General features: G+C 73.0%; 20 protein-coding genes. 6 read left to right on the top strand and 14 right to left on the bottom strand.

Annotation, left to right across the window (positions count from 1 at the left end; all coding sequences use genetic code 11):
- Window positions 1-92: 92 nt before the first annotated feature.
- A complete protein-coding gene (locus QFZ58_RS06325; protein WP_307123918.1) occupies window positions 93-1460 on the bottom strand; it encodes a cytochrome P450 in 1368 nt (455 codons plus the stop codon).
- Between the two features lie 178 nt (window positions 1461-1638).
- Window positions 1639-3423 carry an ABC transporter ATP-binding protein gene (locus tag QFZ58_RS06320; protein WP_307123917.1) on the bottom strand — a complete coding sequence of 595 codons (1785 nt, stop codon included), beginning with the start codon at window positions 3421-3423 and terminating at the stop codon, window positions 1639-1641.
- A 347-nt stretch (window positions 3424-3770) separates the two neighbouring features.
- Between QFZ58_RS06320 and QFZ58_RS06315 the strand changes: the two genes are divergently transcribed.
- Complete coding sequence (locus tag QFZ58_RS06315) at window positions 3771-4439, top strand: ThuA domain-containing protein (RefSeq protein WP_307123916.1); 669 nt, start codon at window positions 3771-3773, stop codon at window positions 4437-4439.
- 81 nt (window positions 4440-4520) lie between these two features.
- Here the strand turns inward: QFZ58_RS06315 and QFZ58_RS06310 are convergent, their stop codons facing one another.
- The 3 genes from QFZ58_RS06310 to xylB all read right to left on the bottom strand — a co-directional run bounded on the left by QFZ58_RS06310 (window position 4521) and on the right by xylB (window position 8179).
- Window positions 4521-5345: a hypothetical protein gene (locus QFZ58_RS06310; protein WP_307123915.1), complete on the bottom strand. Its 825-nt coding sequence runs from the start codon at window positions 5343-5345 to the stop codon at window positions 4521-4523.
- Window positions 5345-6625 carry a VWA domain-containing protein gene (locus tag QFZ58_RS06305; protein ID WP_307123914.1) on the bottom strand — a complete coding sequence of 427 codons (1281 nt, stop codon included), beginning with the start codon at window positions 6623-6625 and terminating at the stop codon, window positions 5345-5347. The genes QFZ58_RS06310 and QFZ58_RS06305 overlap by 1 nt, the downstream gene beginning before the upstream one ends.
- Before the next feature lie 72 nt (window positions 6626-6697).
- A complete protein-coding gene (xylB, locus tag QFZ58_RS06300; RefSeq protein ID WP_307123913.1) occupies window positions 6698-8179 on the bottom strand; it encodes a xylulokinase in 1482 nt (493 codons plus the stop codon).
- A gap of 269 nt (window positions 8180-8448) precedes the next feature.
- On the opposite strand from xylB, the gene xylA reads away from it, so the two are divergent.
- Window positions 8449-9618: a xylose isomerase gene (gene xylA, locus QFZ58_RS06295; protein WP_307123912.1), complete on the top strand. Its 1170-nt coding sequence runs from the start codon at window positions 8449-8451 to the stop codon at window positions 9616-9618.
- Window positions 9619-9698: 80 nt separating this feature from the next.
- On the opposite strand, the gene QFZ58_RS06290 is transcribed toward xylA, so the two are convergent.
- From QFZ58_RS06290 to QFZ58_RS06270, 5 genes are all read right to left on the bottom strand, one after another.
- On the bottom strand, window positions 9699-10955 hold the full coding sequence (locus tag QFZ58_RS06290) for an ROK family protein (protein ID WP_307123911.1): 1257 nt from the start codon (window positions 10953-10955) through the stop codon (window positions 9699-9701).
- Window positions 10956-11020: 65 nt separating this feature from the next.
- On the bottom strand, window positions 11021-12319 hold the full coding sequence (locus QFZ58_RS06285) for a phytase (RefSeq protein WP_307128783.1): 1299 nt from the start codon (window positions 12317-12319) through the stop codon (window positions 11021-11023).
- A 380-nt stretch (window positions 12320-12699) separates the two neighbouring features.
- Entirely contained in the window at window positions 12700-13344 is a 645-nt protein-coding gene (locus QFZ58_RS06280) for a DUF305 domain-containing protein (RefSeq protein ID WP_307123910.1), read from the bottom strand.
- Window positions 13341-13991, bottom strand: coding sequence for a DUF3105 domain-containing protein (locus tag QFZ58_RS06275; RefSeq protein ID WP_307123909.1), 651 nt, complete (start codon window positions 13989-13991; stop codon window positions 13341-13343). Before QFZ58_RS06275 ends, QFZ58_RS06280 begins: the two co-directional genes overlap by 4 nt.
- A gap of 116 nt (window positions 13992-14107) precedes the next feature.
- A complete protein-coding gene (locus tag QFZ58_RS06270; protein ID WP_307123908.1) occupies window positions 14108-14530 on the bottom strand; it encodes a hypothetical protein in 423 nt (140 codons plus the stop codon).
- 70 nt (window positions 14531-14600) lie between these two features.
- Between QFZ58_RS06270 and QFZ58_RS06265 the strand changes: the two genes are divergently transcribed.
- Window positions 14601-15497 carry a phospholipid scramblase-related protein gene (locus QFZ58_RS06265; protein ID WP_307123907.1) on the top strand — a complete coding sequence of 299 codons (897 nt, stop codon included), beginning with the start codon at window positions 14601-14603 and terminating at the stop codon, window positions 15495-15497.
- 71 nt (window positions 15498-15568) lie between these two features.
- Here QFZ58_RS06265 and pcaD read toward each other — a convergent pair whose 3' ends face one another.
- Genes pcaD through pcaH form a run of 4 tightly spaced genes read right to left on the bottom strand, consistent with a single transcriptional unit; the run spans window position 15569 to window position 19363 of the window.
- The gene (pcaD, locus tag QFZ58_RS06260) at window positions 15569-16696 is read right to left on the bottom strand and encodes a 3-oxoadipate enol-lactonase (protein ID WP_307123906.1); all 1128 of its coding nucleotides are present in this window, start codon (window positions 16694-16696) and stop codon (window positions 15569-15571) included.
- On the bottom strand, window positions 16693-18030 hold the full coding sequence (gene pcaB / locus QFZ58_RS06255; RefSeq protein ID WP_307123905.1) for a 3-carboxy-cis,cis-muconate cycloisomerase: 1338 nt from the start codon (window positions 18028-18030) through the stop codon (window positions 16693-16695). The genes pcaD and pcaB overlap by 4 nt, the downstream gene beginning before the upstream one ends.
- On the bottom strand, window positions 18030-18596 hold the full coding sequence (pcaG, locus tag QFZ58_RS06250; protein ID WP_307123904.1) for a protocatechuate 3,4-dioxygenase subunit alpha: 567 nt from the start codon (window positions 18594-18596) through the stop codon (window positions 18030-18032). Before pcaG ends, pcaB begins: the two co-directional genes overlap by 1 nt.
- Window positions 18596-19363: a protocatechuate 3,4-dioxygenase subunit beta gene (pcaH, locus tag QFZ58_RS06245; RefSeq protein ID WP_307123903.1), complete on the bottom strand. Its 768-nt coding sequence runs from the start codon at window positions 19361-19363 to the stop codon at window positions 18596-18598. Before pcaH ends, pcaG begins: the two co-directional genes overlap by 1 nt.
- A gap of 247 nt (window positions 19364-19610) precedes the next feature.
- Between pcaH and QFZ58_RS06240 the strand changes: the two genes are divergently transcribed.
- From QFZ58_RS06240 to QFZ58_RS06230, 3 genes are all read left to right on the top strand, one after another.
- On the top strand, window positions 19611-20075 hold the full coding sequence (locus tag QFZ58_RS06240; RefSeq protein ID WP_307123902.1) for a MarR family winged helix-turn-helix transcriptional regulator: 465 nt from the start codon (window positions 19611-19613) through the stop codon (window positions 20073-20075).
- 238 nt (window positions 20076-20313) lie between these two features.
- On the top strand, window positions 20314-22014 hold the full coding sequence (locus QFZ58_RS06235; protein WP_307123901.1) for an FUSC family protein: 1701 nt from the start codon (window positions 20314-20316) through the stop codon (window positions 22012-22014).
- Window positions 22011-22517 (top strand): MarR family winged helix-turn-helix transcriptional regulator, encoded by a 507-nt coding sequence (locus tag QFZ58_RS06230; RefSeq protein ID WP_307123900.1) that lies wholly within the window; start codon window positions 22011-22013, stop codon window positions 22515-22517. The genes QFZ58_RS06235 and QFZ58_RS06230 overlap by 4 nt, the downstream gene beginning before the upstream one ends.
- Window positions 22518-22529 lie beyond the last annotated feature (12 nt).

Below are 22529 nucleotides of genomic sequence, written 5' to 3'. Positions count from 1 at the left end.
GTGCCTCCGGCGTCGGTGTGTACAACCGAACGCTAAGACCTCGACCAAACTTCAGGTCAACCGTTTCCGTCCGGCTTCACCCGGCAGCGCGTTCAGCGCGCCCGGACCGTCGCCATGACCTCCCGGTCCGGCTGCAGCGTCAGCGTCGGTACCGGATCGACGGCGCCGGGGTCCACGTCCAGCTCGAAGCGGCGCGCCAGGACGGCGAGGACCAGCACCGCCTCGACCATCGCGAAGCGTGTTCCCAGGCAGGCGCGGGGTCCGCCGCCGAAGGGGAACCAGGCGTATTCCTCGATCTCGTCCCCGTGGTCCGGATCCCAGCGTTCCGGGCGGAACTCCCCGGGCTGCGGGAACCACCGCTCGTCCCGGTGCGTGACCCACTGGCTGCTCCACACCCGGGTGCCGGCCGGCATCGGTATGCCGCCGATCCGGGCACCCTCCTTGGCGACCCCGGTGACCAGCCAGATCGTCGGGTAGAGCCGCAGCGTCTCCTTCACCACCGCCTGTGCGTACGGCAGGCGTGCGTAGTCGTCGATGCCGGGCTCCCGGTCACCGAGTACCCGGTCCAGCTCCTCGGTGAGCGCCGCCCGCGTCCTGCGGTTGCGGGAGAGCAGGTACCAGGCCCACACGAGGGTGGAGCTGGTCGTCTCGTGGCCGCCGATGTACAGGGTGACCGTCTCGTCGCGGATCTCCCGGTCGCTCAGGGGCGTCCCGCTCTCGTCGACCGCCGTGAGCAGCCGGCTCAGGAGGTCGGGGCGCTCCCCGCCCCCGTCGCGGTGGCGGGCCACCACCCGTGCGACCTCCGCGTCGATCACCGCGGCGGCCTTCTTGATCCTGGCCCGTCCGGGTGTCGGCACCCAGTCGGGCAGGACGGCGCCGAGACCGCTGAACTCCTTGCCGATCTCCCGCTGGGCCACGTCCATGGCCCGGCCCATCGACTCCGCGTCGGCAGGGGTGTCGACGCCGAAGATCGTACGGACCGCGATCTTCTGCGTCAGGGCCGCCATCTCCCGCTTCACGTCCACGCGTTCGCCGCCCGACCAGGTGTCCGCGAGCTCGACCGCGCAGCCGGCCATCGTCGACGCGTACGACTTCACCTGCTTCGGCCGCACCGAGGGCTGCACCAGCGAACGCTTGCGCCGCCAGTCCTGGCCGCGCGCGACCACCACGCCGTTGCCCATGACCGTCCGGAACGCGATGCCCAGCAGGGGCTGGTCGAACGTACGCTCCGTCTCGGTGAGGAGCTCGCCGACGCAGTCGGGGTCCGCGACGAACACGCAGTCGTTGCGGCCGAAGCGCCAGCGCACCACGGACCCGTAGCCGTGCAACCGCTCGAAGAACCCGAGCGGGTCCCTGCCGAACTGCGGCAGGCTCCCGAGGAAGGGCAGCCCCCTGGGCCCCTGGACGAGCCGGTAACGGCCCGGCTCCGCGTCGAGGGCCGCGCCGGTTTCCGTGGACATGAGGGACTCCGCTCGCTGATGGCGTACCGGCATGTCACCGGGGCGGCGGGCCGCAAACCGAGCTGACGGCCCATCATCTACCGTGCGGTGCTGCCGAGTTTTCGACGGCTTCCACACTACGTCAGACGTTCGAGCGGCGGTGGGAGCTGCCCGAGGGGGTCGATCGAAGGGGCCGTGCCTACGCCGACTGCCTGGGCTGCAGCCCCGCGTACACCCCGCCGCTCGCCAGCAGTTCCCCGTGCGTCCCCACCTCGGCGATCCGTCCCTGGTCCATGGCCACGATGCGGTCGGCCGCCCGGATCGTGGACAGCCGGTGCGCCACCACGAAGACGGTGCGGCCGTGCACCAGACGGGCCAGGGCCTCCTGGACCAGCGCCTCCGACCTGGTGTCCAGCGCGGACGTCGCCTCGTCCAGGATCAGTACCCGGGGGTCGCGGATCAGCGCGCGGGCGATGGCCAGACGCTGCTTCTGCCCGCCCGAGAGCCGTGCGCCGCGCTCGCCCACCACCGTGTGGATGCCGTCCGGCAGCCCCTCGACGAATTCGAGCGCGTTGGCATCCGCGAGCGCGCGCCGGACCGTCGCCTCGTCCGTCTCGCCCATGCCGTAGGTGACGTTCTCCCTGATGGTGCCCTCGAACAGGATGGACTCCTGCGGGACGACCGACAGGAACTGCCGGTAGCTGCGCAGATCGAGGGTCGCCATGTCCGTGCCGTCGAGGAGGATCCGGCCCGACGTGGGACGGATGAAACCGATGAGGAGGTTCAGGACGGTCGACTTGCCCGCCCCCGACGCGCCGACCAGCGCGACCGTCTCACCCGGGCGTGCGGACAGGGTGAAGTCCTCCACGGCGACACCGCCCGAACCTTCGTACGCGAAGCCGACCCGGTCGAAGTCGATGCGGCCCTCGACCCGGTCGACCACGTCCTTGCCCGCGTTGTTCTCCAGGTCGGGGGCCTCCAGCACCTCGCCCGCCGAGCGGACCGACTCCAGCCCCTTGCTGATGACGGGAGCGAGGCTCAGCAGGGTGCTCATCGAACCGGTCAGCGTCGTGAAGAAGGCGCTCAGCATGACGACGTCACCCGCCGTGATCGGCAGCCAGCCGTGGTACGCCACCAGCGCCGAGCCCGCCAGGCACGCCACCCCGAGGGAGTTGAGCAGGATCCAGGCGAGCGCGCCGAAACGGCCGTTGAGCACATCGAGGCGCAACCCGGCGAACAGCACCTGGCGCAGCGAGCCGTCGACACGGTTCAGCGCGGCCCGCTCCAGGCCGTGCGCCCGGGTGATCGGGATGAGGCTGGTCATCTCGCTCACCCGGGCGGAGAGTTGTTCGACCTCCTGCCGGAAGGACTCGTTGTGGCTGCGAAGCCGCGTCCGCAGCTTCATGACCAGCAGGGCGGCCAGCGGCACGACCACCAGGAAGACCGGGAGGAAGGACGGGACCCGGACGGCGATGACGATCAGGCCGCCGGTCAGCGTGACGATTCCCGCCAGCCCCATGTCGGCGGACTGCTGCACCATCTGCTCGACGGTCTCCACGTCGCGGACCACCTTGGCCTGCAGCACCCCGGCACTCGTCCGGCTGTGGTAACCGATCGACAGCTGCTGCATCCTCCGGCACAGCGAGTCGCGCAGCGCGGTGCCCATGCGGCGGACACTGCCGTTCAGGCACCGCACGTACAGCAGGTGCAGGGGGTAGTTGAGGACGAGGACGAAGAGGAGGGCCCCGGCGTTGAGCCACAACTCCCGCTCCGGGCGGTGCTGTACGACGACATCGATGATGTTGGCGGTGATCAGCGGAAGCAGCCACACAGGGCTGTGCTTGACGACGAACGCCAGCACGGCGACGACGAGCCGCCTCCGGTCGGGCCGCAGGAGGTAGCCGAGGGTACGGATCGGGTGCTCGCCCCGGTACCGGTGGTCGAGCGTGGAGGGCTGCCGAGGCAGGGAAACCGGTTGCTGCATGTGATCAGCCAATCCCGGCCATCCAGGCCGTGCAACCCCCCTCTCGCATAGTGGTTCCACGACGTGCGGGAGGAGCGGTGCCGGGAGAAGCCGCCATGGCCGGGTGGGGCGGGCCTGCGGGTAGGGCGATACCCCGGCCGCGGCAACACCCCGTTCACAACGCTGCCCTGTCCACGCAGCTGTCCCGGGTGCGGCCATGTCCCGGGTTCGACGTCGCCCCGGGTTCGACGACGTCCCAGGGCGGCAAGGTCCCCGGGCGCGGTGGTCCCCCGGGGGCGACACGCGGGCCGGACGTCGCACATGATGGGCCCGTCCCTCCGTGTCCCCGCCCCCCCCCGGAGCCCGTGATGCCCCCCACCACCGGTTCGCCGTCGGTCCTCTTGTACACCCGCACCACCGACTACCGGCACGATTCCATCCCTGACGGTCTCGCCGCCTTCCGGGAACTCGGTGCGGAGCACGGCTTCTCCGTCGACGCCACGGAGCGGCCGGAGGTCTTCGAGGACGGGCTCACGGGATACGCGGCCGTCGTGTTCCTCTCCACCAGCGGCGACGTCCTCACCCCACGGGGACGCGACGGCCTCCGCGCCCACTGCGCGGCGGGCGGCGGTTTCATGGGCGTGCACGCCGCGGCCTGCACCGAGTACGCCTGGCCGTTCTACGGCGACCTCCTCGGCGCCCGTTTCGCCCGTCACCCCGAGCTGCAGCCGGGCACCGTCGTCGTGGAGGACCACGACCATCCCGCGACCCGGCACCTGGGCGCCGCCTGGCAGCTGACCGACGAGTGGTACGAGTTCACCACCAGCCCTCGCGGCACCGTACGCGTGCTGGCCCGCGCCGACGGGACGACGTACGAGGGCGGCGCGGGCGCCGGCCACCCCCTCGTCTGGGCCCACGAACACGGCGGCGCCCAGGTCTTCTACACCGCCCTCGGCCACACCCGTGAGATCTACCGCGACCCCGCCTTCCGCGCCCACCTCCTCGGTGGACTCCGTCAGGTGATCGGACAGGGCTGACACGGCGCCCCGTCGGCCGGCACAGCGGTGCGCCCCCGCCCGGACCCGGGCGGGGGCGCACCTGAAGGACAGCGGGCCGGCTCAGACCCCCGGAGGCACCCGGGAAGGCCGTCCACCGCCGCGGGTGAGCCCGTGGCCGAACACCGCCGCCAGCGCGGCGAGTACGCCGCCGCCCACGGTCCAGAGCCAGCGGTCGGTCCACCAGCCGGAGGCCCAGCCGTCCTCCGGCTCGCTGCTGAGCCGGGCCCCGCCCTGCGCCGACACGACGGACACACCCGGCACCAGCGGTTCGGAAAGGGTCCCGTCCACGTCGTGCGCGCCGCCCTGGTCGGCCGAGGTCACCCGCGTCTCGGCGTGGACCGGCAGACCCAGGTCCTCCTCGGCCGGTTCGACCGCGGTCAGGCGCACGTAGTAGCTACCGGGCAGCGGGTCGTCCGCCCACGGTTCGGACCAGGCACGTACGGTACGCAGCACGCAGGACAGCTCGACGGTGTTCGCGTCCGGCGCCGCCTTCCTGGTCTGGTGGCCGTACATGCAGGCCTGCCTGCGGCGCAGCCCGTCGTACACGTCGACCTGCCAGGTCGACGCACCGTGGCGGGTGGCGCTGTCCGGCATGGTGATCTTCGCCCGGACGGTGGCCCGTTCGCCGGCGTCGGCCGGGAAGACCCAGTACAGGTAGTCACCCGTGGAGGCGTCCGCCGTGGCGGTCTGCTCCTGCTGGACGGGCGTGGCGGTGCGGAAGGTGGTGCCCGCCTCCGTCGGTCCGGCACTCTCCGCGCCGTCCGGGCTCGCGCTCGCCGACGGGTCGTCGGCGGCGGCCGCCCCCGCCGAGGTGAGCAGGGTGACTCCGGCGAGCAGCGCGACCGCGCAGACGCGGCCCAGTCGGTTCCTGCGGGGGTTACGCATCAGTTGGTCCTCCATACGGCGACGCGCCAGCGCGAGATCCAGCCGAACAGCAGACCGGCGATCAGGCCGGTCAGCACCATGACACCCAGCAGCCACCAGCCGCGGCCCAGACCGAACGCGGCGGCGTCGGAGGCCTCGTCGGGGCCGTCGACCACGTCGATGGTCAACTCGACGGGCATGCCCGGGGTGGTCTTCACGGACGCGGGCGCCGAGAAGGAGTTGCTGAGCTGGAGGCAGACGGCCTCGGGGGCCGGCTTCACGTCTGAGTCGTCGGGGCTGTCCTGTTCGGGCTTCGGGTAGCGAAGTCCGGCGGAGATCGCGTCCGTACGCCCGGTGCCGGACTCCGCGCCCCGGACGATTTCGCGGCCGTGTGTGGTCAGGGCGCGCAGCAGGACGCCGTAGTCGTCGTTGACGGCACGGTCCGCCGACACGCTCACCGAGGCGCGCAGCTCCTGGCCGGGCAGGACGTCCACGCGGTACCAGCGGTGCTTGCCGAATTCCTGGCGGTCCGTGTACAGGCCCGGCTCGAGCCGCGGCGCCGCGGCGCAGCTGCCCGCGCCCTCGGTCGCGACCGGCGTGACGACGGGCTCGGCGGCCCGGTCCACCAACTGCTTGACCCGGCCGGAGAGTTCCTCCGTGTGCTGGACGGCCGTGTAGGTGCCGCCCGTCGCCTCCGCGATGCAGGTCAGCTGCTGCCGGATCTTGGCGTTGGGCACCAGGCCCAGGGTGTCGATCACCAGGTGGATCCCGCGTGCGGCGATGTCGCGCGCCACCTCGCACGGGTCGAGCGGGCCGCAGGTGTCCTCGCCGTCCGTGATCAGGACGATCCGGCGGGTGGAGTCCCCGCCCTCGAGGTCGTCGGCCGCGCCGAGGAGGGCGGGGCCGATGGGGGTCCAGCCGGTGGGCGCCAGGGTGGCGACCGCCGTCTTGGCCTCCGTACGGTCGAGCGGACCGACCGGGTAGAGCTGCTTGGTGTCCTTGCAGCCGACCTTCCGGTCGTCACCCGGGTAGTCGGCGCCGAGCGTCCGGATGCCGAGCTGCACCTCTTCCGGCACCGCGTCCAGGACGTCGTTGAACGCCTGCTTGGCGGCCGTGATGCGGGACCGGCCGTCGATGTCGCGGGTGCGCATGGAGCCGCTGACGTCAAGGACGAGTTCGACCTTGGGCGACGCGGCGGCGGAGGGTTCGTCGGCGACGGCCGGCAGTGCGGTGCCGAGTCCGGCGGCCAGGGTGGCGAGCAGAACGCACACCCCGGCCGTCAGCCGTTTTCTTATGATCATCGACGGATCCTATTGAAGACCCGCGGTCATCCCCAAAAGGGGTCCAGCGGACGCCGTTTCGGGGGGCCGGGCTCACCCGCCGAGCAGCGGCCCGGCCGCCCGGTCCAGTACCGATCCGACGCGCTCCCACGTCTCCGTGTCCCGTTCCACCGCCGGGATCCGGTCGTCCTCGGCCTTCGCGTTCCAGCGGGTGGCCACGGCGACGGGGTCACCGCCGCCCGCGGCCGACGCGGCGAGCGCGGCGGCGCCGAGCGCGACCAGTTCGCCGCTGCTGGGCACGATCAGGGGACGGCCGGAGAGCCGGCGCACGGTCTCCACCCACGTGCGGCCCTGGGCGCCGCCGCCGATCAGCCGCAGCGGCCGTCCGGCCACCTCGGGGTCGGCCGGGTCGAGGCCGCAGGCCAGCAGCAGTTCGTCCAGGGCGCGCAGCACGGTGAACGCCGCGCCCTCGTACGCGGCGCCCAGCAGCTGCTGCGGCGTCGTGTCGTGGCGGAGCCCGGTCAGCAGACCGGAGGAGGTGGGCAGGTCCGGGGTGCGCTCGCCGTCCAGGTAGGGCAGGAGGACGGCTTCGCCGCCGGGCGTCGCGTCGTCGCGGTGCAGGCCCAGCAGGGTGGCGACCCTGTCGACGGCCAGCGTGCAGTTGAGCGTGCAGGCCAGGGGGAGGTACGTGCCGTCCGCTGCGGCGAAGCCCGAGAGGGCGGTGGAGGCGGGCCGCGTCCGGGACGCGGCGAAGACCGTCCCCGAGGTGCCGAGGCTGAGGACGGGGTGGTCCAGGAGCCCGGCGCCGCCGAGCCCGAGGCCGACGGCGGCGCTCATGTTGTCCCCGGTGCCGGCCGCGACGGCGATCCCGGCGGGCAGGCCGAGCGCCTCCGCCGCGGCGGGGGTCAGCGAGCCGATCCTCGTCCCGCCCGTGGCGGCGACCGGGGGCAGCATCGAGGTGTCGAGGCCCAGCAGACCGAGTAGTTCGGGGTCGTACGTACCGGTGTCCGTCGAGTACCAGCAGGTGCCCGACGCGTCACCCGGGTCGGTCGCCGCGGTGCCCGCGAGCCGCTCGGTCAGGAAGTCGTGCGGCAGGCGTACGGAGACGGTCGCCCCGGCGGTCGCCGGTTCGTTCTCGCGCAGCCACTGCCACTTCGTCGCGGTCATGGACGCGACGGGCACCGTGCCGGTCCGCGCGGTCCAGGCCTCGGGGCCGCCCAGGGCGGCGGTCAGCGCCGCGGCCTGCGGCGCGGAGCGGGTGTCGTTCCACAGCAGCGACGGGCGGAGCGGGCGGCCGGACCGGTCCAGGACCACGAGGCCGTGCTGCTGCCCGGCGACGGCGATGCCGGTGACGCAGGACGCCGAGAGGCCGGATTCCTTGAGCCCGGCGGCGACGGCGTCGCACAGCGCCTGCCACCACACCTCGGGATCGGTCTCGCGCGCACCGCCCGCACCCGTGACCACGTGCGGGGCGCGGCCGACGGCGAGCAGTTCACCGGTCTCTGCATCGGTGACTGCCGCCTTGGTGGACTGGGTGGAGCTGTCCACGCCGATGACGACGTTACGCGGCGGCATGGGCTACCTCTTCTCGTGCGGGTACGGGTCATGCGGTGGAGGGACCCGCAGGTGAAGGCGTGCGAGTGCCGGTGGTGCGCATGCGGATTTTGGTCGTGCGACAAACAAATTACGTGATGAGCGGCCTGTGAGCCAGAGGCGCCCCCGGTTTCACGCATGAGGGTTTACGTCACGGAGGCGGCCCGTGCATAATTAGTCATGGCACTGAACAAATACGTCCGGCCGAACCGGCCGGTGCCGGACCCGACGCATGCGAAGGCGGACAGACGATGACGGAACGCTTCACACCCACCCCTGAGGACAGGTTCACCTTCGGTCTCTGGACGGTCGGCTGGCGTGGCAACGACCCGTTCGGTGAGCCGACCCGGCCCGCGCTGGACCCGGTCGAGTCGGTCGAGCAGCTGGCCGCGCTCGGGGCACACGGTGTGACGTTCCACGACGACGACCTCATCCCCTTCGGCTCGAGCGACAGCGAGCGGGCCCGCCTGATCGGCCGGTTCAAGGCCGCCCTGGAACGCACCGGGATGAAGGTCCCGATGGCGACGACGAACCTGTTCACCCACCCGGTGTTCAAGGACGGCGGCTTCACCTCCAACGACCGCGACGTCCGCCGCTTCGCGCTGCGCAAGGTCATCCGCAACATCGACCTCGCCGCCGAGCTAGGCGCGCAGACCTACGTCGCCTGGGGCGGCCGCGAGGGCGCCGAGTCCGGCGCCGCCAAGGACGTCCGCGTCGCCCTGGACCGCATGAAGGAAGCCTTCGACCTGCTGGGCGACTACGTCACCGAACAGGGCTACGACCTGCGCTTCGCCATCGAGCCCAAGCCCAACGAGCCCCGCGGCGACATCCTCCTGCCCACCATCGGCCACGCCCTCGCCTTCATCGAGCGCCTCGAGCGCCCCGAACTCGTCGGCGTGAACCCCGAGACCGGACACGAGCAGATGGCCGGACTCAACTTCCCCCACGGCATCGCCCAGGCCCTGTGGGCCGGCAAGCTCTTCCACATCGACCTCAACGGCCAGTCCGGCATCAAGTACGACCAGGACTTCCGCTTCGGCGCCGGCGACCTGCGCCAGGCCTTCTGGCTCGTCGACCTCCTGGAGACCGCCGGCTACGAAGGCCCCCGCCACTTCGACTTCAAGCCCGTACGCACCGACGGCATCGACGGCGTCTGGGAATCCGCGAAGAACTGCATGCGCAACTACCTCATCCTCAAGGAACGCGCCGCCGCCTTCCGCGCCGACCCCGCCGTCCAGGACGCCCTCACCGCCTCCCGCCTGCACGAACTCGCCCGCCCCACCGCCGACGACGGCCTCAAGAGCCTCCTCGCCGACCGCACCGCCTACGAGGACTTCGACGTGGACGCCGCCGCGACACGCTCCATGGCCTTCGAAGCCCTCGACCAGCTCGCCATGGACCACCTCCTCGGCGTCCGCTGATCCGGCGGCGACAGGGGTACGGGCCGACCCGCCCCGTACCCCTGTCGTGGGCCCGTCCACAACCTCCCTGGACAGAACACCTAGGCCTCCACCGGCGCGGGCCGCGCGTACGCCACCGGGTCCGCCAGGACGTCCTGCACCACGAGGGCCGCCGCACCCCGCGCCGCGTCACCCGCGACGGACGACGCGCGCAGCCGGCCGCTGCCCGGGGACCAGAGCCCGGAGACCACCCGGCCCGTCAGTTCCTCGTCTGCGGGAGGCGAGAGCCACGGCATCAGGCCCCGGTAGATCCCGCCCAGTACCACCGCGTCCGGGTCGAACAGGTTGACCGCACCGGACAGGACCTGCCCGAGCATCCGGCCCGCCCCGGCCACCGCGGCGACCGCCCGGGCGTCCCCGGCCCGCGCGCGCCGCTCCAGCTCCATCACCCCGGCGGCCCCGCCGCCGGCCTCGTCGACGCCGGCCGCTCGCAGCAGCGCCGTCTGACCCGCGTACTGCTCGAGGCAGCCGCGCGAACCGCACCGGCACTCCGGCCCCGCCGGATCCACCACCACGTGCCCGATCTCCCCCGCGAAGCCGTGCGCCCCGCGCAGCAGCCGGCCGTCGAGGACCAGGGCGCCACCGACACCGATCTCGCCCGTCAGGTAGAGGAAGCTGCGCACCGCGTCGAGCCCGCCGAACCACAGTTCCGCCAGCGCCGCCAGATTCGCCTCGTTCTCCGAGCGCACGGGCAGTGCGGGCGAACCGGGGCACAGCCCGGCGAGGGCCTCGGCGAACAAGTCCTCGGCCGCCACCTGGTTCCAGCCCAGGTTCGGCGCCTGGCGCACCGTACCGCCCGAGACGAGGCCCGGCAGCGCGAGTGCCGCCCCGACCGGGTACAGGCCCTGCTCGCGCGCCGAGCCGAGGGTGCGCGCGGCGATGCCGGCCGCCCTGGCCAGCACGTCGCCGGGCGCGGAGCCGCGGTTGTCCAGGTGCTCGGTCTGCCGGACCCGGCCGGTGCCGGCCAGGTCCACGACGCAGACCGAGACGTAATCGATGTTGATCTCCACGCCGAGCCCGGCCGGGCCGGTGCGCGCGACCTTGAGGGCCGTGCCGGGGCGCCCCGCCTGCCCGCTGAACGTCTTGCCCGACTCCGTGAGGAAGCCGCTGTCCAGCAACTGCTCGACCAGGGAGGACACCGCGGCCCGGGTGAGACCCACCCGGGCCGAGACCCCCGCCCTGGTGGCCTCGCCGGCCTCGCCCTCGTCCCGCACCGCACGCAGCACGAGGCTCAGGTTGTGACGCCGTACGGTGTCCTTGTCCGCCTTGGGTCCCAGGGGCGAGAGGTAGTTCTTCATATCGTCGGCGAGCCTATGCGATGTGCGACGACGCGGTACCGGCGGCAGGGGGCCCGGCCCGTCCCCTACATGTCCGCGGCGTCGGCCACCGCACCCAGGTCGACGAACGTGAAACCGGTCGCCTCCCGGTCCTCCTCACCACCGGAGGCGGAGGTCTCGTGTCCGTCCTGGACGACGAGCAGACCGCGCGGGTAGCGGGAGCCGAGCGGCGCGTTGAGCACGGCGGCGCCGTCGCACTCCTCGCTGCCGTCCAGGTCGGCGGAGGCGCCGGTGATCCGGAACCCGCCCTCGTACTCGTTGTCCTCGGAGATCTCGCGGTCGTACAGGGCGAAGGTGCTGTCACCCTGGCTGGAGGCCATGAGGTAGCCGTCGCCGTCCGGCTCCTGGTAGAGGGTCAGGCCCTCGACGTCCGCCGCCAGCCGCTTCCCGCCGAAGCCGGGGTCCGAACCGGCCTCGCACTCCTCGGTCAGCGGGTCGTACGCCCCCGGGACGCCGTACTCGCGGACCTTGTCCACCAGGACCGGCTTCCCGTCCAGCGCCGCCGGGATCCGCCAGATGCCGACGTCCTCCTGACCGGCGTAGAGGGTGCCGTCGGCAGGGTCCACCACCATGCCCTCGACCTGCGGGCCCTCGCCCGGCTCGCCGCACGGGGTCCAGGAGGTGCCGTCCGGGAGCCGGAAGGACGACGGGAGCGCGAGCTTGCGCACCACGCGGTAGCCGACCGTGCCCGAAGCCGTCGGCCGCAGTTCGAGCAGTGCGAGCTCGGTGGTGTTGCGCCGGCTGACGAGGGCGTAGGAGCGCCCCGTGGCACGGTCCTGCCAGGCGGCCAGACCGTATGCGGTCCGCTGGTCGTTGATCTCCGCCTGGCCGGCCGAGAAGACAGGGGCGGCTGCGGGGTCCGTGACGTCCTTCAGCGGCCCGCCGGGCTGCGACGGGTCGATGCGGTAGATGCGGAGCCGGTCGTTGCCCCGGTCGCTCACCACGGCCACGTCCGACCGGCCCGCCGGGGTCCGCAGTCCGGTGACGAGGTCGACGTTGTTGAACCGGCCGGGGGCGTCGCCCTCGGCCGCGGGTGCGGGGGCCGGGACCGACTGGACAAGGCCCGCGTCCAGACCGTAGACCCTGAGACCGCCCTCCTTGGCGGTCGCCACGACCAGGCTGCGTTCCGGAGCGGGTGCGTTGCGCCAGATCGCCGGGTCGTCGGCGTCGGCGTTGCCGCCCGCCTCGTCGTCGTACAGCGGCGCCGTCTCGGCCGTTGCCGGGACGGCCGGCAGGGTGTGCGCGTGCGCGGGGGACAGCGGGACGAGGGTGACCAGAGCCGTACCGAGGAGGGCGGTGGCCGCAAGGCGCGGGGATCGGTGCATGCGCACGAATGCTTCCTGTCGTTCGGGGACATGTCCATGACTCGTCGGGAAGTGTCGGGCGACCGCGAGGTGTCCAGGTGTCCGCACGATGAGGAGGGCATGGGCACCGGGTGAATTCGCGCACGTGCCCGGCGACACGCACGGGGCGGGGCGTACGGGGGCGAGCGCACGCGGGGTGGAGCACACAGGGCCGGACGCCGGACGCGCGGCGGCGTGCGGGGAGGTGTGCCGTGACACGCGTACGACGAACCGCCTGCGAGGGCCCATGCGCGGCGGGCGCCGCGTGGCGGGCCCCTGCGCGGCGTCGCGGACCGCGCGCAAGGGCCCGCGGCGGAGGCTCAGGCCCGCGAGGACCGCGCACGGGCCCGCGGCCCGCAGGCTCAGGCCCCCGCGCCCCGCTCCTTCAGCATGTCGGCCATGAGGGCGATCTCGGACTCCTGGGCGCGCGCCATACCCGCCGCCAGGTTCCTGATCTCCTCCGTCCCGGCCGAGCCGGCCGCCGCCTGCGCCATGTCGGCACCGGCGCGGTGGTGGACGGTCATCAGCCGGAGGAACAGCACCTCCGCGTCCTTGCCCGTGGCACCACGCAGCCGGTCGAGCTGCGTGTCGGTCGCCATGCCCGGCATCAGGGAACCGCCGGTCCCGGCGGGAGCCGGGTGGCCCATCCATTCCATGCGCGGCCGGTCCGGGCTCTTGGGCCTGCCCCATGCCTCCAGCCAGCCCAGCATCATGCCGCGCTGGTTGGCCTGGGTGTTGATGATGTCGTACGCGAGCCGCCGCACGTCCTCGTCGCCCGTCCGGTCCCGGACGATGAACGCCATCTCCACCGCCTGCTGATGGTGGACCGACATGTCCCGGGCGAACCCGACGTCCACCGAGGACTCCGCGGGGACGGACGCCGCGGAATCCGAAGAGGAGGCCGCCGAGGGGCGTACGACCATCAGCAGGATCAGCCCCACGGCCACCAGGAAGATCACGGAGCCCGCCAGGACCAGAGGACGGGGGACGCGCACGGCCGGCGTCACTTGGCGACCCCGCCGCTGCAGGCGGCGCCCGGCTCCGGGGTCTGGGGGCCCTGGACGTACTTGGTGAAGAACTGCGCGACGCGTGTGTCGGTGGCGCTCTTCACCGTGATCTGCTTGCCCCAGGCGCTGAGCATCAGAGGGTCGTCCTGGTCGGTCACCGGGCTCATCAGCGAGTAGGGCGTCCCGGACACGCGCTCGGCGAGTGCCTTGACGTCCGCGTCCTTCGCCTTGTCGTTGTAGGTGACCCAGACGGCGCCGTGCTCCAGCGAGTGGACCGCGTTCTCGTCCGGTATCGCCTCCGTGTAGACGTCGGCGTCGCAGTTCATCCAGACCGGGTCGTGGTCACCGCCGACGGGCGGGTTCATCGGGTAGTCGACGTCCTTCTCGACGTGGTTCTGCGTCAGCTTGTCCCAGGACCGCTCGCCGGTGACCGGGGAGGTCTTCGCCCGCTCCTCGGCCTTGTCCTGCTCGTCGGCGGCCGACACGAGGTAGCCACCGCCGGCGACGAGCGCGGCGACCACGGCGACGGCGGCGGTGATGGTGATGACGCGGCTGCGGCGCTCGCGAGCCCGCTCCTTGCGGCGGGCCTCCTCCAGCTTGGCGCGGCGGGCGGCGGAAGGGGTGTTCTGGTTCTTGGCGGAAGCCATGTGAGGTCCTCGGTTTCGGCGGTCGCCCGCACGGGGGCGCGCGACGCGGGATCAGGGGGCGTACGGAACGCCGCCCCCGGCGCCGTGTGACGGCGGGAGGGGCGGATCCGGTCCTCCTAGATCCGCTGGACCTGCAGACGGAGATGGTCCACGGCGCCGACTCCGTCGTCGGAGGGGCCGCGGATGGCCTCGCCCCCGGTGAGCGGACCGGGCGGTGCCACGGCCGAGGGACAGGGGAGTGCCACGGGGGCGGTGGGCCCGGGCAGCACGACGGGCGTCGAGTGGTTCGTCGCACCGTGGCAGGAGCTGCCGATCCCGCGCTCACCCGGCGCATCGGCCGTGACGACCGACACCGGCGCGGCGAGTACCGGGGTGAACGTCCGGGCGGCGGATGCGGGGGAGGCGTCGGTGTGGTGCGCGGAGGCCGCGGCGGGGGAGCAGCAGAAGACCACGGCCACGAGGACCAGTACCCAGCCCAGCGAGGCGGGCAGGGCGGAACCACCCCGTCGCCGGTCCGTTCGCCCACTCGTCCTGGTCATCGCCGCCATCGTAGTGGTGTGTGAAATTTCAATGAGTCGGGTCCACAGCTTGGCAGGATAATGTGCCCCGGTGACAACGCAATCGAACATACCTGCGGGATGGCACCCGGACCCCCACGGCGCACCCCAGCTGCTGCGCTACTGGGACGGCTCCCGGTGGACCGAGCACACGCACCCGGCGCAAGGCCCGGCTGCCCAGGGCCCGGCCGCGCAGACCGTCCACGCCCCGGCTTCCGCGCCGGCGCAGGCTCCCGCCTTCGGTCAGGCTCCCGCCTTCGGTCAGGCCGCCGCGCAACCACAGGCGGCGGGGGGCCCGCAGGCGGTGCCTCAGCACCAGGTGCCTCCGCAGCAGGGGGCCGTCAGCTCCGGCTCGCTGTTCGACCAGCAGGTCCTGGTCGTGAACCAGAAGGCCAAGCTGATCGAGGTCACGAACGAATACCGCGTCTTCGACCAGCAGGGGAACACGGTCGGTTCGGTCGTCCAGGTCGGCCAGAGCGCCCTGCGCAAGGTGCTCAGGTTCGTCTCCAGCGTCGACCAGTACCTGACGCACCGGCTGGAGATCCGCGACGCCTACGGGCGGCCGCAGCTGCTCCTGACCCGGCCGGCGAAGTTCATCAAGTCCCGCGTGATCGTGCAGCGCCCGGACGGCCGGCCCGTGGGCGAGATCGTCCAGCAGAACGCCATCGGCAAGATCAACTTCGCCATGACGGTCGACGGGCAGAAGGTCGGGGCGATCAAGGCCGAGAACTGGCGCGCCTGGAACTTCGCGATCGTCGACCACAACGACGCCGAGATCGCCCGCATCACCAAGACCTGGGAAGGCCTGGCGAAGACCATGTTCACCACGGCCGACAACTACGTCCTGCAGATCCACTACCAGCTGCCCGAACCGCTGCTGAGCCTCGTGGTGGCGACGGCTCTCACCGTGGACACCGCACTCAAGCAGGACGCCCGCGGCTTCGGCTGAGCCCGGGGGCGGGGGCGTGCTCGGTCACGGGGAGACGGCCGACCCGCCCGAGCACCGCCGGGCCCCCGCGCTCACTCCGTCTCGGCCAGCACCCGCTTCGCCACGGCGAACGCCGAGTTCGCGGCGGGAACCCCGCAGTAGACCCCCGTCTGGAGGAGGGCCGCGCCGATCTCCTCCGGGGTCAGCCCGTTGCGCACGGCGGCCCGGACGTGCATCGCCAGTTCGTCGTGGTGGCCGTGCGCGACGAGGGCGGTCAGCGTGATCAGGCTGCGCTCGCGCCGGGAGAGCGTCGGATCGGTCCAGACCTCGCCCCAGGCGTAGCGGGTGATGAAGTCCTGGAAACGAGCGGTGAACGCGGTGGTGGCGGCCTGCGCCCGGTCCACATGCGCGTCGCCGAGGACCTCGCGCCGGACGGCCGTCCCGTCCCCGGGCTCCCCGGGGACGAAGTGGGCGCGCAGCGCCTCCCGTACGGCCGCGGGGCGTTCGGCGGGTGCCAGGTGGGAGGCGCGCGGCAGCTCGATCAGGGTGGCGCCCGGTACCGCGTCGGCGATCTCCCGGGCATGCGCGGGCGGCGTCGCCGGATCCTCACGGCCCGCGATCACCAGCGTGGGCGCCCGGATCCCGTACAGCGCCGGCCGCAGGTCGTAGGCGGCGAGCGCGTCGCAGCAGGCGGCGTACGACGACGGGTCGACGCCCAGGAGGTCGTCCAGCAGCCGGGGCGCGGTGAAGCCGGGCGTGAACCACCGGGCCGCAGCGCTCTCGGCGACCGGGCCGATGCCCTCGGCGCGCACGCGCGCGGCCCGTTCCCGCCACGGGCCGGGATCGCCGAAGTGGGCGGAGGAGCAGACGACGGCGAGGCGGTCGAGCCGTTCCGGGTGGTGGACGGCGAGCCAGAGGCCCACGGCACCGCCCAGCGAGACCCCGGCGTACGAGAACCGGTCCAGGGACAGCGAGTCGGCGAGGCGCAGGACCAGCGAGGCCAGATCCGCGACGTCCGCGCCGGGCCCGATCAGCCCGGCGGGCGATCCGCCGTGGCCGGGCAGGTCCCACCGCACGACCCGGTGGGTGGCGGAGAGTTCGGGCGCGACCCCGTCCCAGAGTGCGGTGGAGGTGCCGAGCGACGGACCGAGCAGCAGCGGGGGAGCGGTGGCCGGTCCCTCGGCGCGGTGGTGGGGAAGACGAGCGGCTGGGGTGGTCATCGGCGCTCCAGGGCGCGGTCGGTGAGCGGCCCGGCGCAGCCGGTGTACCGCACGGGATCGGTGAGTTCTCCGAGGTCGACGCCGGCGAACGCGGGCTCCCCGGCGAGCGCCTCGGCGAGGGTACCGCCCTCGTCGCGCATCCGCCCGGCTGCCTCGGCGAGCATCTCCTTGGCGCGGGCGCGGCCCACCCGGACGGCGGCGACGGCGGCCACCCGTTCCGAGGTGATGAGCCCGCCGGTGAGGTCGAGATGGGCCCGCATGGCCTGCGGGAGGACGGTCAGGTCCTCCGCGAGCCCGGCGGCGTCCCGCGCGGCGCCGCCGACCAGCCGCAACAGCTCGCGCAGCGGCTCCCATTCGGCGTGCCAGGCCCCGGCGGGCCGTTCGTCCTCGGCCACGAGCGAGCCGTAGAGCGTGGCGGCCGCCCCCGGGGCACGGCGGGCCGCGGCGGCGATCAGGGTGGCACGGACCGGGTTGGCCTTGTGCGGCATGGCGGAGGAACCACCGCCCTCGCCCTCCGCGAGCTCGGCGACCTCGGTGCGGGAGAGGGTGAGCACATCGCCCGCCGCCTTGCCGAGCGCACCCGCTGTGAAGGCGAGCGCCCCGGCCAGGTCCGCGACCGGGGTGCGGAGTGCGTGCCAGGGCAACAGGGGTGCGGCAAGGCCCACTTCACGTGCGTACGCGGTGACGAGCCGCAGCGCGGCGTCGTCCCTCCCACCCGGGGCGAATGCGCCGAAGGCGGCCAGGGTGCCCGCCGCGCCCCCGAGTTGGGCGGGGAGCGACTCCCGTACGGTGCGCAGCCGGTCCCGTGCGTCCAGCACCAGTGAGCGCCAGCCCGCGGCCTTGAGCCCGAAGGTGGTGGGCACGGCGTGCTGGGTCAGCGTGCGGCCGGGCATCGGCGTGTCACGGTGCTCGGCCGACAGCCTCTCCAGAGCGTCGGCCGTCCGCCCCAGGTCACCGAGGACGACTGCGAGGGTCCGGTACGCCACCAGCATCGCCGCCGTGTCGAGGATGTCCTGGCTGGTCGCGCCCCGGTGCACATAGGGCCGCATGTCCGGGTCGACCGCCGCCGAGAGGTCGGCCACCAGCGGAATCACCGGATTGCCCCCGGACCGCGCCCGCAGCGCGAGATCCCTTACGTCGAAGCGTTCCGCGTCGGCCGCCCCCGTGACCGCCGGACCGGCCTCGGCCGGTGCCAGACCGCAGGCCGACTGGGCCCGTGTCAGCGCCGCCTCGGCGTCCAGCATGGCCTGGAGGAAGGCGTGGTCGCCGGTCGCGGTCTCGGCGGGGGAGCCGGCCCGGCCGGGGGCGAGGAGACCGGCATCGCTCTCGTGCATCAGCTGAACTCCAGGAAGACCGTCTCGCCCTCGCCCTGGAGGCGGATGTCGAAGCGGTAGGTGCGCGGGTCCGTGCGTGTAGCGATCAGTGTGGCGCGGCGCCCGGCGTCCAGCGACTCCAGGAGCGGGTCCCCGGCGCCGTCGGTGAGCAGGTCCGGGAGGTACACGCGGGTGAAGAGGTGGTGGACCAGGCCGCGGGCGAAGACGGCGGCGCACAGGTAGGGGACGCCGCCGGGCGGAAGGGTGCGCACCGCCCAGTGCCCGTCCGCGTCCGTGGGCACGCGGCCGAACCCGGTGAAGTCCACGCCGTTGCGCCCGATGACCTGACCGGTCGCCGGATCGTGGCGCAGCGACCCCGGGTGCCCGGTGCGCGATCCGTCGGGTGCCGGCTGCCAGGTCTCGACGATCGCGTCGGGCACCGGATCGCCCCGGCCGTCGCGTACGAAGCCGTGCACGGTGACCGTGCCGGGATGTCCGGCCGGGGCGATGTCGCCGCCGCCGGGGAAGGGCAGCGCGTACCCGTAGAAGGGGCCCACGGTCTGGGAGGGGGTGGGGGGGTGGGACATCAGGCGTCGCCTTCCTCGGTCCAGGTGGCGTGCGGCCCGTCCAGGACGATGTCCCAGCGGTAGCCGAGCGACCACTCGGGGACGGACAGATCGTGGTCGTACGTCGAGACGAGCCGCTCGCGGGCCGCGGGATCCGTCACGGAGCGGAGCACCGGGTCGTACGCGAAGAGCGGATCACCGGGGAAGTACATCTGGGTGACCAGCCGCTGGCTGAACGACGTCCCGAACAGCGAGAAGTGGATGTGCGCGGGACGCCAGGCGTTGGTGTGGTTGCGCCACGGGTAGGCGCCCGGCTTGACCGTGGTGAACGAGTAGCCGCCGTCGTCGTCGGTCAGGCAGCGTCCGAAGCCGGTGAAGTTCGGGTCGAGTGGGGCCGGATGCCGGTCGAGCTGGTGGGCGTACCGCCCCGACGCGTTGGCCTGCCACACCTCGACGAGCTGCCCCCGCACCGGGCGCCCGGCCCGGTCCAGCACCCGGCCGCTGACGGTGATGCGCTCACCGAGGGGCTCCCCGTGGTGCTGTGCGGTGAGGTCGCGGTCCAGTGCGGTCACGTCCGTGGGGCCGAAGGCCGGCCCGGAGAGCTCGACGGCTTCGGGGTCGCGCACGGGTATCAGCGGCCGGTGCGGGTGGCGGAAGTGGCTGCTGCGGTACGGGGGGTAGTCGCGCGGCGGATGGTGCGCGCCGGGCGGGGCGGCGGCCTGGGCCCGGGCCACCTCGACGTCGATCTGTTGCTGGCTCAGTCCGTCGGGGAGTGGGTATGCGGTCATGTCACGGCTCCGGAGGAGAGGCGAGGCGGCTCGGCCGGTCACGCTCGATGCGATGCGATGCGATGCGATGCGATGCGATGCGATGCGGGTGCGGTGTGGTGCGGCCCAGTGCCCGAGATGCTCAGTGCACTGAGTAAATGGTGGTGCCCGTGAAGCTACCCAGGGCCTGTCCACCTGGTCAAGGCCCTCAGTACACTGCGTATCTGCGAACGGCTCGCACTTCAGCGGACACGGAGAGGACGGTGCCGTGCAGGCGGTCGACCTGAGCACCCACCCCGGACACCTGGCCCGGCGACTCCAGCAGGCACACCACCTGCTCTGGAACTCGATGGTCTCGGAGGAGATCACCTCCCCCCAGTTCGCCGTCCTCAACGCGCTCACCGCCGAACCCGGGCTCGATCAGCGGACGGTGGGGGAGCGGGTCGGTCTCGACCGGTCCACCGTCGCCGAGGTGGTCACCCGGCTCCTGCGCAGGGGGTTGCTGGACAAGGTGCGCGACCCGCACGACGGCCGGCGCTCCCTGCTGCGTCTCACCGACGAGGGCGCCCGTACGCACCGGAAGCTCGCGCTGCGCACGGTCCGGATGAACCAGGTCTTCCTGGGCCCCCTCTCCTCCGGCGAGCAGCAGTCGCTCTTCGACCTGATGCGCCGGGTGTCGGAGGCGGCCGAGATCCTGCGGGTGCCGGACGAGCCGCCGGCCGCGGGCGGGTGACGATGCCGTGCGGCGCGTCGCTCCTGACGTGCGCCGTGGCCATGGCCCGTGCGTCCGGCGTCCGGGAGCTTCGCGTGTTCCTCCTGAGGCGAGCGGCCGGACGCCTTCATACGCTGGTGTGTGCGGCACGCCACGACTGCGGGGGCGCCGGCCACCGGAGCGGGGCGCCGCCGTTCCCGGCCGTCCGGGGACCCGTGGCGGGATCGTTTACTGGTGTAATACCTGTTAATCTACAGGGGTGAGTGATACAGCTGTGCGATCCCGGAAGCCATCCGTCCACACATTGCCGGTGACCGGTACGCTCCGGCTGAAGAGTCCGGCCGAGACCTGGTACAAGCCCGCGCTGAGCGTGGTCGTGGCTTCCGGCGTCCCGAACCTGCTGCTCTACTCCGTCGACCGCCTCGACCTCGTGATGTACACGATGGCCGGGTCGCTCTGCGCCCTCTACGGGCACAACCTTCCGTACGCCCGCCGCGCCCACACCGTCGTCCGGGTGATCCTCGGCATGGTCGCCGGCCTCGCCGTCTCCCTGGTCGCCGCCGCGGCCACCGACTCGACGGCCGTGCTGGTCGCCGTCGGCGCCGTGCTCGCAGCCGTGCAGAAGACCTTCTGCGACGCCACCCGCATCGGCCCGCCGGGCAACGTGATCTTCACCTTCGTGACCTCGGCCGCGCTCTTCGCGCCTCAGGAGCTCGGACAGGTGCCCGGGCACCTCGCCCTGGCACTGGCCGCCGGGGCCTTCTCCTGGCTGGTCACCGTCTGTCCGGCCCTGTGGCGGAGGGAAGGCCCTGAACGCCGCGCCACCGCCCGCGCCCTCGACGCCGCGGCGGCATGCGCGGCCGACCCCGGCTCCCGGACCCGGCACGCGGCGGCCGCCGCCGTCCAGGCGGCCTGGCAGTCACTGCTCGCCGCCGGGCGGCCCACCCCCGTACGCCAGGAACTCGAACGCCTCGTCGTCCACGCCGAGCGCGCCGTCGCCGGGTCCGCCGCCTGCGGCCCGCGCACCGCGGACGCCGAACGGCTCCGGGCCTGGGCCGCGCAGACCCGTGCCCGCGGCCCCGTACCCAGCCCCCGGCCCGCGCCCGGCACCGTCGAACAGCTCTTCGGGATCGAGGCCGAACGGGCCGGACAGCGCATCAGGCGGGGACGGCGTGAGGCCCGGCGCAGGCTCCTGCGCGCGCTCGGCCCCGGCTCACCGGTCATGCCGATCGCCGTCCGCACCCTCGTCGGCTGCGCCCTGGCCGGTTACGTCTCCTCGGCTCTCGGCGTGGGACGCCCCTACTGGGCCATCGTCACCGCGGCCTCCGTCTACCAGCCCAACCTCTCCCTGACCTGGAGCCGGGCCCTGCAGCGCACGGTCGGCAACCTGGTCGGCGTCCTGGTCTTCGCCGCGCTCGTCCCGGTCGCCCGTACCGGCCCGCTCGCCCTCGTCCTGTGCGTCCTGTGCTTCAACTTCGCCGCCGAGGCACTGATCACCCGGAACTACTGGCTCGGCTCGGTGGCCGTCACCCCCATGGCCCTGCTCATCGTCGAGTTCGCCGGCTTCCATCCGGCCTGGGAGCTCATCAGCGACCGCGCCCTGGACACGCTCGTGGGCGCCGCGGTCGGCTTCCTCGTGGCGGTCGCCGTACCCAACCGCCGGGCCGGCGGCCAGGTGGAGCGGGCCCTCGCCGCGACCGGGGAGGCCCGTGCCCGGGCAGAGAAGGTCCTCTCCGATCCGGCCGCCGACGCCCTGACACTCGAAACGGCACGCAGGCGCCTGACCTCCTCCCTCGTCGAACTGCGTGACGCGAGCGACGTCGCCGCCGGGGAGTGGTGGCAGCGTGCCCTGCCCGAGGAGGACATGCTCGCCGCCGAGCAGGCCGGACACCGTACGCTCGCGGCGACAGCACAGCGGCAGGGACTGATCACCCTGCCCCCTGCGGACGGAGCGGCGTGAGCGACGACATCGTTGCCTCGGTGGTACGGCAGTGGCATGCCGTCAACCCGGAACTCGACACCGGACCGATGGAGCTCATCGGCCGCATCAACCGCTGCGCAGCACTCCTGCAGCAGGCCGAGGACGCCCCGCTGCGGGCCGCCGGACTGACCCGGGCCGAATTCGACCTCCTCGGCGCCCTGCGCCGCAGTGGGCGGGAACTCACGCCCGGCGAGCTGGCCAGGGAGACCTTCTCGTCCGGCGCCGCCGTCACCAAACGGCTCCGCGCCCTCCAGGAGAGCGGCCTGATCGACCGCCGCAGCGACGCCAGGGACCGCCGGGTGGCCCACCTCGGGCTGACCACCGAGGGCCGGGACCTGGTCGACCGCCTGCTGCCCGATCAGCTCGCCTACGAGCGCTCGGTGCTCTCCGGTCTGGACGAGAGCACCCGTGACGGGCTGAGCGAACAGCTCAGCGAACTGCTCGTACAGCTGGAGGGCCGTCTCGGCGGCGGACGCCGCTGAGGCGGAGCCAGG

The sequence above is a fragment of the Streptomyces sp. B1I3 genome (assembly GCF_030816615.1).
GTDB lineage: Bacteria > Actinomycetota > Actinomycetes > Streptomycetales > Streptomycetaceae > Streptomyces.
This window is presented reverse-complemented; position numbering and strand designations above follow the sequence as displayed.

Coding starts and splice junctions, on each gene's coding strand:
- QFZ58_RS06325 (WP_307123918.1), bottom strand. CDS start 1,460: ATGTCCACGGAAACCGGCGCGGCCCTCGACGCGGAGCCGGGCCGTTAC.
- QFZ58_RS06320 (WP_307123917.1), bottom strand. CDS start 3,423: ATGCAGCAACCGGTTTCCCTGCCTCGGCAGCCCTCCACGCTCGACCAC.
- QFZ58_RS06315 (WP_307123916.1), top strand. CDS start 3,771: ATGCCCCCCACCACCGGTTCGCCGTCGGTCCTCTTGTACACCCGCACC.
- QFZ58_RS06310 (WP_307123915.1), bottom strand. CDS start 5,345: ATGCGTAACCCCCGCAGGAACCGACTGGGCCGCGTCTGCGCGGTCGCG.
- QFZ58_RS06305 (WP_307123914.1), bottom strand. CDS start 6,625: ATGATCATAAGAAAACGGCTGACGGCCGGGGTGTGCGTTCTGCTCGCC.
- xylB (WP_307123913.1), bottom strand. CDS start 8,179: ATGCCGCCGCGTAACGTCGTCATCGGCGTGGACAGCTCCACCCAGTCC.
- xylA (WP_307123912.1), top strand. CDS start 8,449: ATGACGGAACGCTTCACACCCACCCCTGAGGACAGGTTCACCTTCGGT.
- QFZ58_RS06290 (WP_307123911.1), bottom strand. CDS start 10,955: ATGAAGAACTACCTCTCGCCCCTGGGACCCAAGGCGGACAAGGACACC.
- QFZ58_RS06285 (WP_307128783.1), bottom strand. CDS start 12,319: ATGCACCGATCCCCGCGCCTTGCGGCCACCGCCCTCCTCGGTACGGCT.
- QFZ58_RS06275 (WP_307123909.1), bottom strand. CDS start 13,991: ATGGCTTCCGCCAAGAACCAGAACACCCCTTCCGCCGCCCGCCGCGCC.
- QFZ58_RS06270 (WP_307123908.1), bottom strand. CDS start 14,530: ATGACCAGGACGAGTGGGCGAACGGACCGGCGACGGGGTGGTTCCGCC.
- pcaD (WP_307123906.1), bottom strand. CDS start 16,696: ATGACCACCCCAGCCGCTCGTCTTCCCCACCACCGCGCCGAGGGACCG.
- pcaB (WP_307123905.1), bottom strand. CDS start 18,030: ATGCACGAGAGCGATGCCGGTCTCCTCGCCCCCGGCCGGGCCGGCTCC.
- pcaG (WP_307123904.1), bottom strand. CDS start 18,596: ATGTCCCACCCCCCCACCCCCTCCCAGACCGTGGGCCCCTTCTACGGG.
- pcaH (WP_307123903.1), bottom strand. CDS start 19,363: ATGACCGCATACCCACTCCCCGACGGACTGAGCCAGCAACAGATCGAC.